Origin of the sequence: Metapseudomonas resinovorans DSM 21078 (assembly GCF_000423545.1) — a bacterium.
Lineage (GTDB): Bacteria > Pseudomonadota > Gammaproteobacteria > Pseudomonadales > Pseudomonadaceae > Metapseudomonas > Metapseudomonas resinovorans.
The window spans coordinates 84,164-102,494 of sequence record NZ_AUIE01000021.1; the positions used below are offsets into that span (position 1 = coordinate 84,164).

The 18,331-nt window shown below is 64.7% G+C and carries 20 protein-coding genes; 7 read left to right on the forward strand and 13 right to left on the reverse strand.

The genetic code is table 11. The features are described 5' to 3' along the window. Positions 1-16 precede the first annotated feature (16 nt). The 9 genes from G559_RS0115480 to G559_RS0115520 all read right to left on the reverse strand — a co-directional run bounded on the left by G559_RS0115480 (position 17) and on the right by G559_RS0115520 (position 8,593). Positions 17-325 carry a DUF971 domain-containing protein gene (locus tag G559_RS0115480; RefSeq protein ID WP_028629105.1) on the reverse strand — a complete coding sequence of 103 codons (309 nt, stop codon included), beginning with the start codon at positions 323-325 and terminating at the stop codon, positions 17-19. Next, the gene (locus tag G559_RS0115485) at positions 325-1,290 is read right to left on the reverse strand and encodes a HEAT repeat domain-containing protein (protein WP_028629106.1); all 966 of its coding nucleotides are present in this window, start codon (positions 1,288-1,290) and stop codon (positions 325-327) included. Before G559_RS0115485 ends, G559_RS0115480 begins: the two co-directional genes overlap by 1 nt. Beyond that, the gene (locus G559_RS0115490; protein WP_028629107.1) at positions 1,287-2,141 is read right to left on the reverse strand and encodes an ABC transporter ATP-binding protein; all 855 of its coding nucleotides are present in this window, start codon (positions 2,139-2,141) and stop codon (positions 1,287-1,289) included. Before G559_RS0115490 ends, G559_RS0115485 begins: the two co-directional genes overlap by 4 nt. After that, positions 2,141-2,920 (reverse strand): ABC transporter permease, encoded by a 780-nt coding sequence (locus G559_RS0115495; RefSeq protein ID WP_028629108.1) that lies wholly within the window; start codon positions 2,918-2,920, stop codon positions 2,141-2,143. The genes G559_RS0115490 and G559_RS0115495 overlap by 1 nt, the downstream gene beginning before the upstream one ends. A 135-nt stretch (positions 2,921-3,055) precedes the next feature. Beyond that, the gene (locus tag G559_RS0115500) at positions 3,056-4,465 is read right to left on the reverse strand and encodes an ABC transporter substrate-binding protein (RefSeq protein WP_028629109.1); all 1,410 of its coding nucleotides are present in this window, start codon (positions 4,463-4,465) and stop codon (positions 3,056-3,058) included. A 206-nt stretch (positions 4,466-4,671) separates the two neighbouring features. Continuing rightward, a complete protein-coding gene (locus tag G559_RS0115505; protein WP_028629110.1) occupies positions 4,672-4,917 on the reverse strand; it encodes a 4Fe-4S dicluster domain-containing protein in 246 nt (81 codons plus the stop codon). Positions 4,918-5,002: 85 nt separating this feature from the next. Further along, the gene (locus G559_RS0115510; protein WP_028629111.1) at positions 5,003-6,730 is read right to left on the reverse strand and encodes a fumarate reductase/succinate dehydrogenase flavoprotein subunit; all 1,728 of its coding nucleotides are present in this window, start codon (positions 6,728-6,730) and stop codon (positions 5,003-5,005) included. After that, on the reverse strand, positions 6,727-7,476 hold the full coding sequence (locus G559_RS0115515; protein WP_028629112.1) for a GntR family transcriptional regulator: 750 nt from the start codon (positions 7,474-7,476) through the stop codon (positions 6,727-6,729). The genes G559_RS0115510 and G559_RS0115515 overlap by 4 nt, the downstream gene beginning before the upstream one ends. Positions 7,477-7,810: 334 nt before the next feature. Beyond that, positions 7,811-8,593: a MetQ/NlpA family ABC transporter substrate-binding protein gene (locus G559_RS0115520; RefSeq protein WP_028629113.1), complete on the reverse strand. Its 783-nt coding sequence runs from the start codon at positions 8,591-8,593 to the stop codon at positions 7,811-7,813. Positions 8,594-8,878: 285 nt separating this feature from the next. On the opposite strand from G559_RS0115520, the gene G559_RS0115525 reads away from it, so the two are divergent. From G559_RS0115525 to G559_RS0115550, 6 genes are all read left to right on the forward strand, one after another. Next, entirely contained in the window at positions 8,879-9,880 is a 1,002-nt protein-coding gene (locus G559_RS0115525; RefSeq protein ID WP_028629114.1) for a D-cysteine desulfhydrase, read from the forward strand. Positions 9,881-9,990: 110 nt separating this feature from the next. After that, complete coding sequence (tcyJ, locus tag G559_RS0115530; protein WP_028629115.1) at positions 9,991-10,788, forward strand: cystine ABC transporter substrate-binding protein; 798 nt, start codon at positions 9,991-9,993, stop codon at positions 10,786-10,788. Further along, on the forward strand, positions 10,785-11,453 hold the full coding sequence (gene tcyL, locus G559_RS0115535) for a cystine ABC transporter permease (RefSeq protein ID WP_028629116.1): 669 nt from the start codon (positions 10,785-10,787) through the stop codon (positions 11,451-11,453). Before tcyJ ends, tcyL begins: the two co-directional genes overlap by 4 nt. Then, positions 11,453-12,199, forward strand: a complete 747-nt coding sequence (gene tcyN / locus G559_RS0115540; RefSeq protein ID WP_028629117.1) for an L-cystine ABC transporter ATP-binding protein TcyN — start codon at positions 11,453-11,455, stop codon at positions 12,197-12,199. The genes tcyL and tcyN overlap by 1 nt, the downstream gene beginning before the upstream one ends. 376 nt (positions 12,200-12,575) lie before the next feature. After that, on the forward strand, positions 12,576-13,766 hold the full coding sequence (locus tag G559_RS0115545) for an MFS transporter (protein WP_028629118.1): 1,191 nt from the start codon (positions 12,576-12,578) through the stop codon (positions 13,764-13,766). Positions 13,767-13,890: 124 nt separating this feature from the next. Continuing rightward, a complete protein-coding gene (locus tag G559_RS0115550) occupies positions 13,891-14,265 on the forward strand; it encodes a nuclear transport factor 2 family protein (RefSeq protein WP_028629119.1) in 375 nt (124 codons plus the stop codon). Between the two features lie 170 nt (positions 14,266-14,435). Here the strand turns inward: G559_RS0115550 and G559_RS0115555 are convergent, their stop codons facing one another. Further along, positions 14,436-15,329, reverse strand: a complete 894-nt coding sequence (locus tag G559_RS0115555) for a sigma 54-interacting transcriptional regulator (RefSeq protein ID WP_028629120.1) — start codon at positions 15,327-15,329, stop codon at positions 14,436-14,438. Positions 15,330-15,397: 68 nt separating this feature from the next. Continuing rightward, positions 15,398-15,979, reverse strand: coding sequence for an RBBP9/YdeN family alpha/beta hydrolase (locus G559_RS0115560; RefSeq protein ID WP_028629121.1), 582 nt, complete (start codon positions 15,977-15,979; stop codon positions 15,398-15,400). A 200-nt stretch (positions 15,980-16,179) separates the two neighbouring features. Here G559_RS0115560 and G559_RS0115565 point away from each other — a divergent pair, with 200 nt between their 5' ends. Next, the gene (locus G559_RS0115565) at positions 16,180-17,097 is read left to right on the forward strand and encodes a LysR family transcriptional regulator (RefSeq protein ID WP_028629122.1); all 918 of its coding nucleotides are present in this window, start codon (positions 16,180-16,182) and stop codon (positions 17,095-17,097) included. A gap of 48 nt (positions 17,098-17,145) precedes the next feature. Here G559_RS0115565 and madM read toward each other — a convergent pair whose 3' ends face one another. Both madM and madL read right to left on the reverse strand, forming a co-directional pair. Beyond that, positions 17,146-17,910, reverse strand: a complete 765-nt coding sequence (gene madM, locus G559_RS0115570) for a malonate transporter subunit MadM (protein WP_028629123.1) — start codon at positions 17,908-17,910, stop codon at positions 17,146-17,148. Positions 17,911-17,915: 5 nt separating this feature from the next. After that, positions 17,916-18,317: a malonate transporter subunit MadL gene (gene madL / locus G559_RS0115575; RefSeq protein WP_028629124.1), complete on the reverse strand. Its 402-nt coding sequence runs from the start codon at positions 18,315-18,317 to the stop codon at positions 17,916-17,918. Between the last annotated feature and the right edge of the window lie 14 nt (positions 18,318-18,331).

Below are 18,331 nucleotides of genomic sequence, written 5' to 3' on the forward strand. Positions count from 1 at the left end.
CCCAAACCCCAACCCTTCAGGGAGAGGGGTTGGGGGTGAGGGCAGCGGTGCCCAACTCCCGCAAGTACCCCCAGGGATAGATCCCCCGCTCGTGCCCATCGCTGAACACCAGCTGCACGCCATAGCCCTGTAGCGCGATGCGCTCCAGGCGCACGCCTTCATCCACCAGCGCAATCGCCCCACGCAGCCGCGTCGCCTTGCACTGCGAGCAGGGACAGGCACCACGCAAGCGGGCATGACTGATCTCCCGCCGATCCCCATCTGCCCACTCCAGAAACAAACGTGCTTCGCTGCGCGAACTGCGCAGGGCACTGGGGGCGTCCATCAGGCCGCTCCCTGGAGTTGCGCCAGGGCAATGCGTACTGCCTTGCGCACTTCCGGATCACCATCGACCTCGGCCTGGCGCAGCGCCGTCAATGCGGCGGCGTCGCCCAGCTCGCCCAAGGCCAGCGCAGCCTCCTTGCGCAAGTTGGCGATGCCGTGGCCGAGCAGCACGGAAAGCTCTGCAAGAGCCTCGCGATAGCGCAGGCGACCGAGGGCACGCGCGGCGCGCAAACGCACTTGCCAGTAATCGTCTTCCAAGGCCCGCACCAGTGCCGCGCCAGCGTCTGCCAGGCCGACCTTGCCGAGGGTGGTGGCGGCCTCCTCGCGCACCTGCCAGGCGTTATCAGCCAAGGCAGCGTAAAGGGCTGGCAGTACCTCCCCGTCACTGGCCAGCCCCAAGGCACCGGTGGCAGCGCGGCGTACTTCGGTATCCGCGTCGTCACTGGCCAGGCGGGCCAGCGCTGGCAGCGCAGCTTCGTGTTTCAACCAGCCGAGGATGCCCACCGCCTCCCGGCGCACCGGCGCTTCGCCGTCGTGCAGCGCCAACAATGCAGGGCCGGCGGCCTCCTCCAGGCGCAGCTCACGTAGAGCACGCAGCGCACTGGCGCGGACAAAGGCATCGGCATGGGTCACCCACGGCAGAATCAGCCTCCCCGCCTCCAGGCTCTTCAGCTCACTGAGACTCTGGGCAGCGGCCAGGCGCACCGGCTCGGCACCATCGGCCAGGGCCGCGCAGAGTGCCTCGACGACGTCGGGTTCCTCCCAGGCCTCCAGCAGACGCGCAGCCTCGGCGCGCACCTCAGCAGCGTCATCCACGGCAAGGGCGTCGGTGAGCCAGGGTAGGCCCTCCGGGTCTGCCAGGTCGGCGAGTTCGATCAGGGCAATGCGGCGCACACCAGCGTCGTCATCGGCGAGGCGTGGCAGCAGTTCGAGGATGTCGGGGTTGTCGGTTTCACGGTTGGTCATAGGGCAACTCGCAGTGGCGGGTGATCGGTGGGCAGCCCCAGCGGCGTCAGGCGTGGCAGCTCGCGGCCGTCTTCATGGCGCAGCAGTTCCAGGCAATGGCGCTTGAGATGGGTGAAGCCGGGGGTGGTAAGGAGGCTGGCGCAGCGCGGACGCGGGAAGTCCAGGCGCAGGTCTTCGATGAAGCGTCCGGGGCGCGGGCTCATCACCAGGATGCGGTCGGCCAGGAACAAGGCTTCGTCGATGTCGTGGGTGACGAACACCACGGTGGTGCGGATGCGCGTCCAGATATCCAGCAGCAGTTCCTGCATGCGCGAGCGGGTCTGCGCATCCAGCGCGCCGAAGGGCTCGTCCATCAACAGCAGGCGCGGGCGGTTGATCAGCACGCGGGCAATCTCGGCACGCTGCTGCATGCCGCCGGAGAGCTGGTTGGGCCAGCGCCCGGCGAAATCCTCCAGGCCTACCAGGCGCAGGAATTCGGCGGCGCGGCGCTGCCGCTCGGCCTTGCCGATGCCTTGCATCTTCAGGCCGAAGGCGACGTTGTCGAGCACACTGCGCCAGGGCAAAAGCGTGTGGTGCTGGAACACCATGCCACGCTCGGGTGAAGGTCCCTCCACCGGCTGGCCATCCACCTCCAGGCTGCCGGCGCTGGGCTTCAGATGCCCGGCTAGGGCGCCGAGCAAGGTGGACTTGCCGCAGCCGGAAGGGCCCAGGATGCAGACGAACTCCCCCGGCGCGATGGCGAAGTCCAACGTCTGTACCGCCTCGAAGGCCTCGCGGCCCTGTCCCAAACGGATGGAGACGCCCCTGGCCTCGATGCGGCCTGGTTCCACTGCGCGCTCGAAGCTGCTCATCAGGCGTTCCTCCGCGCGCGGTACCAGGGTGTGGCGAGCGCGCCCAAGCGTTTGACCAGGGCACTGCTGCCCATGCCTAGCAAGCCGATCAGCAGCATGCCGACGACGATGTCGGCGTAGTTCTGCACCACGTAGGACTCCCAGGTGTAATAACCGACGCCGAACTGCCCGGAGATCATCTCGGCGGTGACCAGGCAGAACCACGACGTGCCCATGCCGATGGCGAGGCCAGTGACGATGCTCGGCGCCGCGCCGGGCAGGATCACCTCGCGCAGGATCGCCAGACGCCCAGCGCCAAGGCTGCGTGCCGAAGCGATCAGTCGGGGGTCGACGCCTTCGACGCCATGCACGGTGTTGAGCAGGATGGGGAACAGCGCACCGGTGAAGGTGATGAACACCATCGACAGCTCCGACGAGGGAAACATCAGGATGGCCAGGGGAATCCAGGCCACCGCAGGAATCGGCCGCAGCACCTCCAACGGCGGCAGCAGGCTGTCCTCGGCCCATCTCGAACGGCCGATGACCAGGCCCAGCAGGACGCCCAGCAAGGCCGCGGCCAGGTAACCGGCGAACACCCGTGAAAGGCTGTTGGTGAGGTGCGGCAACAGCTTGCTGGAGTGCACCAGCTGCCAGGCCGCATCGAGCACGGCGGCGGGCGTGGGCACGTAGGTGAAGGTGAACAGCCCGAGGTCCAGGCGCGCGTTGGCAGCCAGTTGCCAGAACAGCAGGCAGGCGGCCAATGAGGCGAGGCGCAGGGGCCAGCGGTACAGATTTGTCATGGATCGTCTCCTGCTCGTTTCCCTCTCCCCAACCCTATCCCTGAAGGGAGAGGGGGCGATCCGTGCACGGCGTAACCGGCGCGAGTCACCCCTCGCCCGCTTGCGGGAGAGGGGCTGGGGGAGAGGGCAAGGCGATCAGCGGCTGGCGACAGCCTGCTTCTGATTGGCGCTGACAAAATCGAGCGCCGTGCCGCCGTGTTGCTGGGCGTACAGCTCGGCCTGGGACTTGAGCAGGAAGGCGCTCAGCTCACCCTTGTCGTTGCGCACGAACCAGGCCTGGTTGGCCAGCAGCTTGATCCCGCTGTCGGCGGCCTGGGCATAGATGGCGCGGATGTCCTTGCCCTCCTGTTCCAGCTGCGCCAGGGCGGTCAGCGCAGCTTCCGGCGACGCGTAATGACGGACCTTGCCCTCACCGCGCACCCATATCTGCGCCAGGCGCTTGAAGTCGGTGATCGGCTTGCCGGTGGCCGCGTCGTTGGCCACCAGTGGCAGCTGCGCATAGTTCTTCAGCGCCTTGTCGTAGTCCTGCCCGGCCTGCTCGAAGGCGGCGCGGATGTACTGGTCGTCGATGAACTGGGCGGTATCCAGGCCCCGATCGGTCTTCTTCAGCAGTTTCAGGGTATCGATCGAGGTGGCCACCGCCTTGCGGTACTCGGGCTTCCAGGTCAGGTCGCGGGTCTGCAGGCCAAGGGGGCCGTGGAACAGGTAGTTCACCTCGGCCTCGATGCCGGTGACCTTCTCGATCAGCTCGCTGTACTTCTCAGGCGACTCGGCGATCAGGCGGTCGGCTTCCAGGCTGGCGCGTAGGTAGGCGGTGACGATCTCCGGGTACTTTTTCGCATAGGCCGCATCCACCAGTGCGCCGTGGAAGGTAGGCGCCTCGGCCTGGGAGCCGTCATAGATCTTCCTTGCGAAGCCGCGGTTGGGGAACAACTCGGCAAAGGGCACGAAGTCAGCGTGAGCCTCGATGCGGTTGCTGCGCAGCGCGGAGCCGGCGATCTCCGGTGGCTGGGCGATGATGCGCACGTCCTTCTCCGGGTCCCAGCCCTGGGCAGCAACAGCGCGCAGCAACATGCCGTGAGCAGTGGAGGCGAAGGGCACGGAAATGGTCTTGCCCTTGAGCTCGGCCAGCGACTGCACCGGAGAGGACGCCGGTACCACGATGCCGTTGCCGCTGCCAAGGGTGCTGCCCGAGAGCACGCTGATGAACAGGCTCCGCTTGCCCGCATCCAGATGGGCGACGCCGTTGAAGGAGCCGGGGAAGTCGGCCATGGCGCCAAAGTCCAGCTTGCCGGCGACCATCTCGTTGGTCAGCGGTGCGCCGCTGGTGAAGTTCTTCCACTCCACCTGGTAGTCGGCGTCCTTGTACTTGCCATCACGAGGCAGGTATTTCTCCAGCAGGCCCAGCTCGCGGATGAGCAGACCGCCGGTGGCGCAGTTGATGGTGGTGTCCTGGGTGCCGATGGCGATGCGGATGGTTTCCGCGGAGGCGGACAGGCTGGAGATGGCCAGCGCGAGGCCGGCGACGGTTGCACGAAGACGCATGGGTTTTTCCCCTCGAATCATGAGTGTTGGAATCGTCTCCGCCACGTGGTCGGGTGGTGGGAAACGAGGGGCTTTCAGGTGAGGCGTCCGGGGGTTGGCCGGATGGCGGATTGCATTTTTTGTAGGAGCCCGCTTGCTGGCGAAGCGCTTGCCTGCAGGTCCGTTGTTCGCCAGCAAGCTGGCTCCTAGAGGTTTCTCACACTCGGTCAGCGCAGCAGGTAAGGAATCTCCACCTTCACCGCGCCGGTCGGGCAGTCTTTCTCGCAGGGCATGCAGTACCAGCATTCGTCGAAGGCCATGTAGGCCTTCTGGGTGGCCGGGTTGATGGCCAAGAGGTCCATCGGGCAGACCTCGACACAGACCGTGCAGCCCTTCTCGGCGATGCACTTGTCTTCGTCGATGGTCACCGGCGCACTGCTGCGGAAGAAAATTTCCTGGGGTTGATGGGCCATTTCACGATTTCCTTGGAGCCTGGGGCTCTCGTTATGGGTCTTGTACGCTGGTCAACATAGGGTGGGCTGAAGCCCACCCTAAAACCTACGCTGCCGCTTCGGCCTTCACGCGCAGGCGGTCGTAGGCCTGCTGCTCTTGTGCATCCAGCGGGATCAGGTACGGCTCCACCGCTTTCTTGAAGCTCGTCATGTGGCCGTCCTCGCCCTTCTTCAGGTGGCAATGGCAGAACCAGTCGATGTCATTACGCTCGGGGTGGTCGACGCGGTGGTGGTACAGGCCCCAGCGGCTCTCGGCGCGGAACAACGAAGCGCGGGCGGCCATCTCGGCACAGTCACGGATAACCGCCACTTCCATGGCGCGCATCAGCTCGTGAGGGTTGCTGGCTTTCATCTGCGCCAGGTCCCGCTCGATCTCGGCGAAGCGCGTGAGGCCGATCTCCATCTTCTTCGTCACCTTGGGCGGCTGCAGGTAATCGTTGACCATGCGCCGCAGCTTGTACTCCACCTGGGCCGGCGGCAGACCATGTTCACGCTGCAGCGGCGCGAAGACCCGCGCCTGCTCGCGCTCCACCTGTCCCGGGTCGACTTCGGCGAAGTCGCGCCCGGCCACGTAGTCCGCCGCATTGACCCCGGCGAACCAGCCGTAGGTGAAGGCGCCGAGCATGTAGTTGTGCGGCACGGCAGCCATGTCGCCAGCTGCGTACAGCCCTTTCACCGAGGTTTCGGCATTCTCGTTGACCCACACACCCGAGGCCGAATGGCCGGAGCAGAAGCCGATCTCGGAGATGTGCATCTCGACCATCTGCGAGCGGTAGTCGGTGCCGCGGTTGGCGTGGAACTGCCCGCGACTGGGGCGCTCGTTGCTATGGAGGATCTCTTCGATGGTCTGGATGGTTTCTTCGGCCAGGTGATCAAGCTTGAGGAACACCGGGCCATTGCCGCCTTCGAGTTCCTGGTGGAACTCCCACATCATCTGGCCGCTCCAGTAGTCGCACTCGATGAAGCGCTCGCCCTTGCTGTTAGCGGTGTAACCACCCAGCGGGCCGGTGACGTACGCGCAGGCGGGGCCGTTGTAGTCCTTGATCAGCGGATTGATCTGGAAGCACTCCAGGTTCGCCAACTCCGCCCCGGCGTGATAGGCCATGGCGTAGCCGTCGCCGGCATTCGTGGGATTCTCGTAGGTGCCCATCAGGTAGCCGGAAGATGGCAGGCCAAGGCGGCCAGCGGCGCCGCAGGCAAGGATCACCGCCTTGGCGCGGATCACCCGGAATTCGCCACTGCGACAGTCGAAGCCCATCACCCCGCTCGCCGCACCCTCGCCATCCAGCAGCAGACGGGTGCAGACGATACGGTTGCTGATCTCCACCCGCGCACGCTTGAGCTGGCGGTAAAGCACCTTCTTGATGTCGTGCCCCTCGGGCATCGGCAGCACGTAGGCGCCCATGTGGTGGACCTTCTTCACTGCGTAGTCGCCGGTCTCGTCCTTCTCGAACTTCACCCCCCAGCGGTCGAGTTGCTGGATGGTTTCGAAACTGTGGGTGGCGTAGGCGTAGACGGCGGCCTGATTGACGATGCCATCGTTGGCGATAGTGATTTCCTTGGTGTACTGCTCGGGCGTCGCGTGGCCGGGGATGATGGCGTTGTTCAGCCCGTCCATGCCCATGCTGATGGCACCACTGCGCTTGACGTTGGCCTTGTCCAGCAGGAGCACACGCAGCTCGCGGTTCTTCTCCTTGGCCTTGATCGCGGCCATGGGGCCAGCGGTGCCGCCGCCGATGACGACGATGTCGTAGTCCTGCTCTCGCGTACTCATGCCTGGGATCCCTTCTGACGGTCGATGCGCAGGCGGTACTGGAAGGCATCGCCGCGGTAGTAGAGGTGTTCGAAATCCAGCGGGGTGCCGTCGGCAGCGTGGGTCAGGCGCTCGATACGCATGATCGGCGAACCTTCCTCCACCTCCAGCGCCTGGGTCAGGTCGCCGTCGGCCAGCACCGCGTCGATGGCGAGATCGGCATGGCCGAGGGGAATGCCGCAGTCGTTCTCGAGGATGAGGAAGATGTCGCGGGTGGCGAGGTCAGCCTTCTCCAGCTTTTCGCCCACCGCCTTCGGCAACCAGGTGATTTCCAGAGATACCGGCTCACGGTTGATCAGGCGCACGCGGCGGATCTCGGTTACAGGGCTGCCTTCCTCCAGCTGCAGGCGCGCCGCCACCAGCGGACTGGCTGGCACATGGCGGAAGCTGCGCAAGCGGTTGAGCACTTCGTAGCCCATCTGCGTCATGGACTCGGCCAGCCCCTGCAGGGTGCTGACGTTCTGGAAGGCCTTGGGCTTGGCCACGAAGGTGCCCTTGCCGTGGATCTTGAAGATCAGCCCTTCCTTCTGCAGGTCGCCTAGCGCCTGGCGCACGGTGATACGGCTGACGCCGAAGACCTTGCCCAGCTCGCTTTCCGAAGGCATGCGGCTGTGGGGCGGGTAGGTACCGTCGAGGATGCGCCCGCGCAGCAGCTCCTTGAGCTGGCTGTAGAGCGGTACCGGGGAGAGGGGAAGCAGTTCGGCCATGTCGTTGTTCGCTCGTGATCCTGACTTGTTATAACAAGTTGTGGCGAGAGAATAGCGGGCATAAGAACGATCAGCGAAATACTTTTATTGCATAAGGATAGAAGGCCGAGGGACGGTGCTCTTGCTGTTTTGTGGGGGCGAATTCATTCGCTATGCAGTCCGCAGGATTGCCCTGGCTGGTCGGGGACCGCTGCGCGGTCCTCAGCGAATGAATTCGCCCCCACAAGGAATCGTCCCTGCAAGTGCAGCAGAAAAAAGAACGCCGACGATAGTACAGACTCGTCGGCGTGAGGAGAGGCGCACTGGCCAGTGCGCCACCGTGGCTAGCAGGTGATCAGAAGGCGGGCACCACTGCGCCGGAGTACTTCTGCTCGATGAAGGCTTTCACTTCCGGGCTGGTCAGCGCGGAGGAGAGTTTTTTGATGGCGTCGCTGTCCTTGTTGTCCGGACGGGCTACCAGGTAGTTCACGTAGGGCGAGGTGCGGTCTTCCAGCACCAGCGCGTCCTTGGTCGGGTTCAGCTTGGCTTCCAGCGCGTAGTTGGTGTTGATCAGGGCCAGGTCGACCTGGTCGAGCACGCGCGGCAGCAGGGCCGACTCCAGTTCCTTGAACTTGAAGTTGTGCGGGTTCTCAGCGATGTCCTTCGGCGTGGCCAGGGCGTTCTTCGGGTCCTTCAGCTTTATCACACCCGCTTTCTGCAGCAGGATCAGGGCGCGGCCGCTGTTGCTGCCTTCATTGGGGAGGGCGATGGTGGCGCCGTCCGGCAGCTCTTTCAGAGATTTGTACTTGCTGGAGTAGCCGCCGAAGGGCTCGACGTGCACGCCCTTGACGATCACCAAGTGGGTGCCTTTGCCGCTGTTGAAGTTGTCCAGGTAAGGCTTGGTCTGGAAGTAGTTGGCGTCCAGGCGCTTCTGGTCCACCTGCACGTTAGGTTGCACGTAGTCGGTGAAGACCTTCACTTCCAGGTCCACGCCTTCCTTGGCCAGCTGAGGTTTGATCAGCTCAAGGATTTCGGCGTGCGGTACCGGGGTGGCGGCTACTACGAGCTTCTCGCCGGCATGGGCGAGGGTGGCGGAGAGGGCAGCGGCCAGGGCGGTCAACAGCAAGGTCTTCTTCATGGTGGTCCTTTTCGAATCTGCGGCTCCGGCTGGATCTTCAGCCACGAGCGGGTGTTGGGATGCCCGGTCTGGGTGCGCCGGGTTGAGGGCGACACTACGGAAATTCTTTATTCCAACAAAATACTAATTTCTTATTTTTATATTCAATAATCGAATTAAAAACATGCAGGATGTTAATGCCCACACCCTGACTGCCCGGTACGTTCATGTCGCCTCTGCGAATTGCCTGCGACGCCCCGGCTCACTAGAGTGGCAGCCTTCGCAACCGCCTATCGGAACCACGCCATGCTCGATGCAGCCCTCGCCCGCTTTTCCCGCCTGGAACTGGTTCCCTCGCCCACCCCGCTAGAGAAGCTTGCGCATCTGTCGCAGAAGCTCGGCCGCAGCGTCTATGTGAAGCGCGACGACATCACCCCCTTCGCTCTCGGCGGCAATAAGGTGCGCAAGCTGGAGTTCCTCGCCGCCGATGCCCTGGCCCAGGGTGCGGATACCCTGGTCACCGCCGGCGCCATCCAGTCCAACCACGTTCGCCAGACTGCCGCCCTCGCCGCGCGCCTCGGCCTCGGTTGTGTAGCACTGCTGGAAAACCCCATCGGCACCTCCGACAGCAACTACCTCGGCAACGGCAACCGCCTGCTGCTGGACCTGTTCGGCACCGAGTGCGAGCTGGTACCCAACCTGGACAACGCCGACGAACTCCTCGCCGCCACTGGCGAGCGCCTGCGCGCCGCCGGCAAGAAACCGTACCTGGTGCCCATCGGTGGCTCGAATGCGCTGGGTGCGCTGGGTTATGTGCGCGCCGGCCTGGAACTGGCCGAGCAGATCAAGGCCAGTGGCGAGCACTTCTCCGCCGTGGTCCTGGCTTCCGGCAGCGCCGGTACCCACGCGGGCCTCGCCCTGGCGCTGGAATACGCCCTGCCTGGCACTCGCGTGGTCGGCGTCACCGTCTCACGCCCGGACGCCACCCAGCGACCCAAGGTCGAAGGCCTGTTGCAACGCACCGCCGACCTGCTCGGCGTGCCGGTACCGGCCGGGCTCAAGGTGGAGTTGTGGGACCAGTACTTCTTCCCGCGCTATGGCGAACCGAACGCCGGCACCCTGGACGCGGTGCGCCAGGTCGCCAGCCTGGAAGGCCTGCTGCTGGACCCGGTGTACACCGGCAAGGCCTTCGCCGGTCTGCTGGATGGCATCGGCAAGGGCGCCTTCGATGGCGACGGCCCGGTACTGTTCCTGCACACCGGTGGCTCGCCGGCGCTGTTCGCCTATCATCCTGCGGGTACCCCGTGACACCTGCTTATTCTCTATTTGAAGCAATAGATAATTTTTAATTATTTTATTGCATATAACCAAATCCCTAGAGTTGCGACACCTTTAGCCACCTGCCCCGTGAGGCTCATATGACATTTGCAACCCTGCGTCGCCAGTTCATCCTCGGCAGCCTGAGCCTGGTGCTCGGCGCCAGCTTCGTCGGCACCAGTTCCGCCGCCGACCTGCTTCAGGACATTCAGCAGAAAGGCGCCATCAAGGTCGGCCTGGAAGGCACCTACCCGCCCTTCAACTACCAGGATGAGAGCGGCAAGCTGACCGGCTTCGAAGTGGAACTGGCCGAGGCCCTGGCCAAGGAGCTGGGCGTGAAGGCCGAGTTCCAGCCGACCAAATGGGACGGCATCCTCGCCGCGCTGGAGTCCAAGCGCCTGGACGTGGTGATCAACCAGGTGACCATCTCCGACGAGCGCAAGAAGAAGTACGACTTCTCCACCCCCTACACCGTCTCCGGCATCCAGGCGCTGGTGCGCAAGGGTACCGAAGGCAGCATCAAGACCGCCGCTGACCTGGCCGGCAAGAAAGTCGGCGTGGGCCTGGGTACCAACTACGAGCAATGGCTGAAGGAAAACGTCCCGCAGGCCGACATCCGTACCTACGACGACGACCCCACCAAATTCCAGGACCTGAACGTTGGCCGCATCGACGCCATCCTGGTGGATCGCCTGGCCGCCTTCGAAATGGTCGAGAAAACCGGTGGCAAGCTGGCCGTGACCGGCGAACCTTTCTCCCGTCAGGAAGCCGGTATCGCCCTACGCAAGGGCAACCCGGAATTGCTGGCGGCCATCGACAAGGCGCTGGCCAAGCTGAAGGCCGACGGCACCCTGAAAAAACTCTCCGAAAAATGGTTCAAGGCTGACGTGACCCAATGATCGAAACCAGCCTGCAACTTGCGCTGGATTCCGCGCCCTTCCTGCTGAAGGGCGCGGTGTTTACGGTGGTACTGAGCCTCGGCGGCATGTTCTTCGGACTGCTGCTGGGGTTCGTCCTCGCCCTGATGCGCCTCTACGGTTTCACCGCCCTGCAGTGGCTTTCGCGGATCTACGTGTCGTTCTTCCGCGGCACGCCGCTGCTGGTGCAGTTGTTCATGATCTATTACGGCCTGCCGCAGCTGGGTATCCAGCTCGATCCGCTGCCCGCGGCGTTGATCGGCTTCTCGCTGAACATGGCCGCCTACACCTCGGAAATCCTCCGCGCCGCCATCGCCTCGATCGACAAGGGCCAATGGGAAGCCGCCGCCAGCATCGGCATGAGCCGCACCCAGACGCTGGTCCGCGCCATCCTGCCGCAGGCTGCGCGCACCGCCCTGCCGCCGCTGGGCAACAGTTTCATCTCGCTGGTCAAGGACACCGCCCTGGCCGCCACCATCCAGGTGCCGGAACTGTTCCGCCAGGCGCAGCTGATCACCGCGCGCACCTTCGAGATCTTCACCATGTACCTGGCCGCCGCGCTGATCTACTGGGTGCTGGCCACCGTGCTGTCGCATTTCCAGAGTCGCCTCGAGGCGCGGGTCAACCAGCATGAGCAGGACAGCTGATGATCACCGTCCGTAACCTGACCAAATCCTTCAAAGGCCAGGAGGTGCTCAAGGGCATCGACCTGACCATCGAGCCGGGCGAAGTGGTGGCCATCATCGGCCCCAGCGGCTCGGGCAAGACCACCTTGCTGCGCTGCCTCAACCTGCTGGAAGTGCCCAGTGGCGGCCTCATCAAGGTGGGCGACATCGAGATCGACGCGAGCAAGCCGCTGAAGCAACAGCAAGGGTTGATCCGCAAGCTGCGCCAGCACGTCGGCTTTGTCTTCCAGAACTTCAACCTCTTCCCCCATCGCACCGCGCTGGAGAACGTCATCGAAGGTCCAGTGGTGGTGAAGAAGGAACCCCGCGAGCGCGCCGTCGAGAAGGCACGCAAGCTGCTGGAAAAGGTCGGCCTGGCAGGCAAGGAAGACGCCTATCCCAAGCGCCTCTCCGGCGGCCAGCAACAGCGCGTGGCCATCGCCCGTGCCCTGGCCATGGAGCCCGACGTGATTCTCTTCGACGAGCCCACCTCGGCGCTCGACCCGGAGCTGGTGGGCGAAGTGCTCGCCACCATTCGCGGCCTGGCCGAAGAGAACCGCACCATGGTCATCGTCACCCACGAAATGAGCTTCGCCCGCGACGTGGCCAACCGCGCGATCTTCATCGACAAGGGCGTGATCGTCGAACAAGGCGACGCCAAGGCCCTGTTCAGTGCACCGAAGGAAGAGCGCACCAAGCAGTTCCTGAGCAAGTTCCTGGGCGGCTGATCCGGCGGGTCCTGTGGGGGCGAATTCATTGGCTATGTCTGCACTACGTGTTGTAGGCAGCTGCATTGCCTGTAGGAGCTGGCTTGCCAGCGAATGGCGGCGTTTCGCTGGCAAGCCAGCTCCTACAAGGCTCTTGGCTCGATGGTAAATCTCTCGCAACAGCTAACGCAGACATAGCGAATTCATTCGCCAAGCAGGCCGCAGGCCGCAGGCCTGCCATTCGAGCATTCATGGGGGCAGCTGCGCTGCCCTTGGCGAATGAATTCGCCCCCACAGTGTCCATCTCCACCGGCGGCCCACACCCCACAAGCCCCCTGCAAGGAAATGCGCGTAGAATCCGCGCCCCTCGCAATACAGCCCCGCCACCGGAACACGCATGAACCCGAGCACCCTCCTCTCTCTGCCGCTGTTGGCCCTCGCCCTGGGCGGCTTCGTCGTCGGCAGCAGCGAATTCATCATCATGGGCCTGCTGCCCGAAGTGGCCAGCGACCTGCAGGTCAGTCTGTCCGACGCCGGCTTGCTGGTCAGCGCCTACGCCATGGGGGTGGTGATCGGTGCGCCATTGCTGGGCCCGCTGCTCGGCCGCCTGCCGCGCCGCCAGGCGCTGCTCTGGCTGATGGGTGCCTACGCCCTGGGTAACCTCGGCTGCGCCCTGGCGCCGAACTACGAGTGGCTGTTGGCGATGCGCATGTTCACCGCCTTCAGCCACGCCGGCTTCTTCGGCTGCGCCACCCTGCTCGCCGCCGAACTGGCCCCCCCGCATCGCCGCGCCTCGGCCATGGCCCTGGTGCTCAGCGGCCTGACCATCGCCAACGTGCTCGGTGTGCCGGCAGGCGCCTGGCTGGGCCAGGCCACCAGTTGGCGGGTGACCTTCATGGTGGTGGCGGCCCTCGGTTTCCTCACCCTGCTCGCCCAGGCCCTCTGGCTTCCCGCCACGCCCAAGCCCCAGGCCAATGCGGCCGGTGCCTGGGACGGCATCCTGCGGCGCCCGGTGCTGCATGCGCTGTTCGTCTGCAGCCTGTCGTCGGTGGCGCTGTTCGGCGTGTTCACCTACATCAGCCCGCTGCTGCGGGACGTCTCCGGCTTCTCCCCGGAGCACGCCAACTTCGCCCTGCTGCTGTTCGGCGTCGGCCTCACCGTGGGCAACCTGTTAGGTGGGCGCCTGGCCGACAAAGGCTTCCGCTACGCGCTGCCGATGGCCTTCGGGGTGAGCACGCTATGCCTGCTGGGCCTATACGTCTTTGCGCAGGTTCCAGCCCTGGCACTGGGCTGCCTGTTCCTCTGGGGCGTGGCCAGCTTTGCCATTTCCTCGCCCCTGCAACTGCTGCTGGTGGAACAGGCTGGCGAATCGGCGAGCCTGGCCGCCACCCTCAGCCACGCCGCGTTCAATCTGGGGAATGCCAGCGGCGCCTTCATCGGCGGCCTGTGGCTGAGCACCAGCATGGGCCTGTCCAGCCTGCCGCTGATGGGTGTGGGCGTGCTGGCCTTGACCATCCTCGTCTGCCTTCCGCTGCCGCGTTTGCGCGCGGTACGTGATCGGCTCAAGGAAAGCGGACAGATTCACTGACGAGCGCGCGGAGATCGATTCGGAAGCACTCCCCACGCGCTTATTCGCAATGGATCGCTCGCGCCGCACCGGGCGAACTAGCATTCGGCTTGGCTGATTCGCCGATATCAACGGAGCGCGCGAAATGACTGCCCACGAGACTGACCAAGACGCCATCCACCGCGTCGTGCGTGACTATGTCGAAGGCATGGTATTCGCCGATGAACACCGCCTGCGCCGGGCCTTTCACCCGCAGAGCCGCATCATCGGCCACTTCCAGGGTGAGCTCGAATGGCTCTCGGTAGACGACTTCACGGGCGCCATCCTCGACGCCGGCCCGGTGCTGGCTGAAGGCGAAACGCCCGTCTGGAAAATCGAGGCACTGGACATCACCGGCGACGCCGCCTCGGCGAAGGTAGTCGACGACTACGCCGACATGCGCTTCACCGACTTCCTCTCGCTGCTGAAGATCGGCGGTCGCTGGAGCATCATCAACAAGCTCTACTACCTGCACGAGTAGCGCCCGCCGCAACCTCTCATGGTGGACCGATGAAGCGTGGTCCATCCTACGAAAAGCTCAATCCGTGCATAGGGTGGATGTCGCTTTTCACATCCACCGATGGTGCTCTCCGATGTCCCGAATGATGCACCGGTGAAGCATGGCTACCCTGCCAGCACCTCGGCGAAAAGCTAGCGCAGGTGGTCGCGCTCTTCGTCGTTGGCCGCCAGCCGGCGCAGCTGGACGGCGAGCTGTGCGTAGCCCGGCAACGGTGGAAGGTTGAGGTGCTCGGGGAGAATCTCGGCGCCCTCGCTGACCAGCAGGGCGAAGTGCACGCTGTTCTCCAGCTCACGGGTATTGCCCGGCCAGGGGTAAGCTTCCAGCGCAGCCTGGGCGGCCGGGCTGATCAGCGGCAATGACAGGTCCAGGCGCTGTGCGTAGATGCCGAGGAAATACTCGGCCAACGGCAGGATATCGTCCGGCCGTTCGCGCAATGGCGGCAGCTCCACCCTTCCTTCGTCCAGGTACTGGTAGAGCCGCGCATTGAACTTGCCGACGCGCACCGCCTTGGCCAGGTCGATGCTGGTAGCGGCTACCAGACGCGCGTCCACCGGGGTCGGCTGGTGGGCGCCAACGCGGATCACCTCGCGGCTTTCCAGCGCCGCCAACAGCTTGGTCTGCAGAGGCAATGGCAGGTCGCCGATCTCATCCAGGTAAAGCGTTCCGCCATTGGCCGAACCGAACCAGCCGGCGCGGCTGCTGGCCGAGCCGCTGTGAGCGCCGGCCGTGTGACCGAAGAGCTCGGCCTCTGCGTAGGCCTTGCTGATGGCGCTGCAGCTCACCGCCACGAACAGGCCGGGACGGTCGCTGGAACGATGGATCTGCCGGGCCAGCAATTCCTTGCCGGTGCCGGTTTCGCCCTGGATCAGCACGGGCAGGGTGCTCGGCGCAAGCTGATCGACTTCCTCGCGCAACCGCCGCGATCGCTCGTCGACGAACACCAGCGCACGGGCGCGGATGCTGAGGGGGCTGCGGTCGGCATCGGCGAAGGTCAGCAGCGGTTGACCGGGTTTTTCCTTGCTCATGGCGAAATCTCCCGCCGGGCCCAGGCTGCGATGCAGCGGGCCCCGACGTATTGCTGAATTGGATTGGATCAGGCGCGTTTTCTGGACGATTGCTCGACGCGCGCTTGCAAGCGATAGAGATGGGCGAAGCCTTGTTCCCAACGGTGATGCCCGGATTTCACATTGATGTGCCCGGCGCCGGTGAGGATCGCGGCTTCCGAGCCCCAGTCACGGGCCATTTCCAGGGCTCGCGCGGGGCTGGCCGCATGGTCGTTGTCCGAACCCACCAGCAGGCTGGGGAAGGGCAGCAGGTCACGCGGGATGGGCGCGAAGCCCTTGAGCGCGTCCGGGCAACCAGGGCGCTGCACGTCCGCCGGCGCGACCAGCAGGGCACCGCGCACGCGACGCAGCACATCCGGATCGGACTGCGCAGCCCAGTGCGCCACGGTCACGCAGCCCAGACTGTGGGCGATGAGGATCACCGGGGTACGCTCGGCATCGATGGCGCGCTCCAGCGCCGCCACCCAGGACGCACGGTCCGGGTTGTTCCAGTCGGCCTGCTCGACCCGGCTCGCATTGGGCAGGCTGCGTTGCCAGTGGCTTTGCCAATGCTCGTCTGGCGAGCCCTGCCATCCCGGCAGGATCAGGTAGCGAATGGCCTGGCTGCGCATGGCGAGCCCTCCTTGCTGAATTTCGATGCTGGGCAGTCTAGGTGCTCGCCATATATCTGTTAAGGAATAAGAATTTATTTGCTTATGCATTATTAGCTTATCCACTAAAGGTCGCCTCGGCGGCTCAGCGACGCCCCTGTAGGATGGGTTGAGTCATGCGATACCCATCCCACAAACGCGATGAAGGCAGCCGGGCGCCCATGCAGATCGACGAAGAACTGACCCTGAAGAAGCTGGAGACCTTTCTCGCCTTCATGCGCAGCGGCAACCTGTCGCGTGCGGCAGCGGAGCTGAACACCAGCAACGTCAGCGTACACCGCGCCATCCACTCGCTGGAAAGCGCCCTGCGCTGCCCGCTGTTCAAGCATGAAGGGCGCAACCTGACGCCGCTGGAGAGCGCCTACGTGCTGGAAGAAAAGGCCCAGAAGCTGATCCAGGACGCCGTCGAGATGGTCCGTCTGACCCGCGAGGCGGCCGGCTTCTCTGCCGAACGCTTCAAGCTCGGCGCGCTCTATTCGCTGACGGTGAAGACCGTGCCGCAGTTGGTCATGGGCCTGAAGCTGCGACGCAGCGAGCTGAACATCGACCTCACCCTGGGATCCAACGTCGACCTGCTCTACCGCCTGAAGAACATGGAACTGGACGCCATCCTGGTCTCCCTGGATGACAGCGTGAACGACCCGGATTGCGAGCAATTGCCGCTGTTCTCCGACGACATCTTCCTCGCCGTCCCGACCGATTCGCCCTTCGCCGACCAGGACGAAGTGGACCTGGCGGACCTCGCCGACTCCACCTTCATCACCCTGACCCAGGGTTTCGCCACCCACCGCGACGGCGCGCGGGTGTTCCAGCAGGCCGGCTTCGAGCCCAAGGTGGCGATGCAGGTGAACGACATCTTCACCCTGCTCAGCATGGTCAGTTCCGGGGTCGGCTACGCGCTGCTGCCCGGGCGCATCGCGGCGGTCTACGAGAACCGGGTGAAGCTGATCCGCCTGCAGGCGCGTTATCGCCTGCTGCAACACATCGGCGTGGTCTTCCTGAAAGCCCGCGAGCGCGACCCGAACCTGCTCGCGCTGATCGCCGAGTGCCGCATGTACAGCCTGCGCAACGAGGGCTGAAACGACAACGCCCCGGCACTGGCCAGGGCGTTGTCGGGCAGGCCGGGATCAGCCCGCGATGCCGCGCATGGCAAAGAACAGCAGTGACGGCCCGAGCAGACAGCCGAGCGCCGTGTAGAAGGCCGCGGTCAGGCAGCCATAGGGCACCAGCTTCGGATCGGTTGCGGCCAGGCCGCCCGCCACACCGCTGGAGGTGCCCATCAAGCCACCGAAGATGACCGCCGTGCGCGGGTTGTTCAGGCCGATCAGGGGCGCCACGAAGGGCGTCACCACCATCACCAGGATGGCCTTCACCAGGCCGGCGGCGATGGACAGCGCCATGACCTCGGAACTGGCGCCGATGGCCGCACCGGTCACCGGGCCGACGATGTAGGTGACTGCGCCAGCGCCAATGGTGGTCAGGCTCACCGCATCCGTGTAGCCGAAGGCCAGGGCCACGCCGACACCGGCAACGAACGAAGTGCCGATGCCGAAGAACAGCGACACCACGCCCGACACGCCGGCACGTTTGAGCTCCTCAATATTCACCCCGAACGCCGTGGCGACGATGGCGAAATCCCGCAGCATCGCACCGCCCAGCAGGCCAATGCCGGACAGCAACGGGATATCCACAAGGCCCTTCTGCCCGCCGGTCATCACGCCGCCGACATAGGACAGCACCAAGCCGAGGAAGATGGCGATGGCCGAGCCGTGCAGGCGGCCACGGGTGAGCTTGTCGGAGAGCCAGTAGGACAGCCACATGGTCACGCCGATCACGGCGAAACCGCTGATCAGGCCGTAACCGTTGATCACTTTCAGCATGGATTCGTACATGGCGGTCACCGCTGGGCAGGATTCAGGGATTCAGCGGCGACCGCCACCGGCTTCTTTTGCCCGAGACGATCGAGCACCGGGACCATGGCGAAGCCAAGCACCACCGCAGCGACGCCGGCGAGGATGGCCATGGGGCCGCCGGACAGCGCGCCAAGTACGTTCTGCTGGGCAGCCATGGCGACGACGATGGGGATGTAGATGGCGCTCCAGAACTCCACGCCCACTTCGGACTTGGCGCTCATGAGACCGCGCTTGTGCAGGTAGCTGCCGACGAAAATCAGCAGGAGCATGGCGATACCGACGCCGCCGACATTGGCCGGGACGCCCAGCAGTTTGCCCAGCAGTTCACCGATGAACAGGCCTGCCAGGGTGCACAGGGCCAGGAAGGCCACACCGTAGATGATCATTGTTGTTGTCCTCG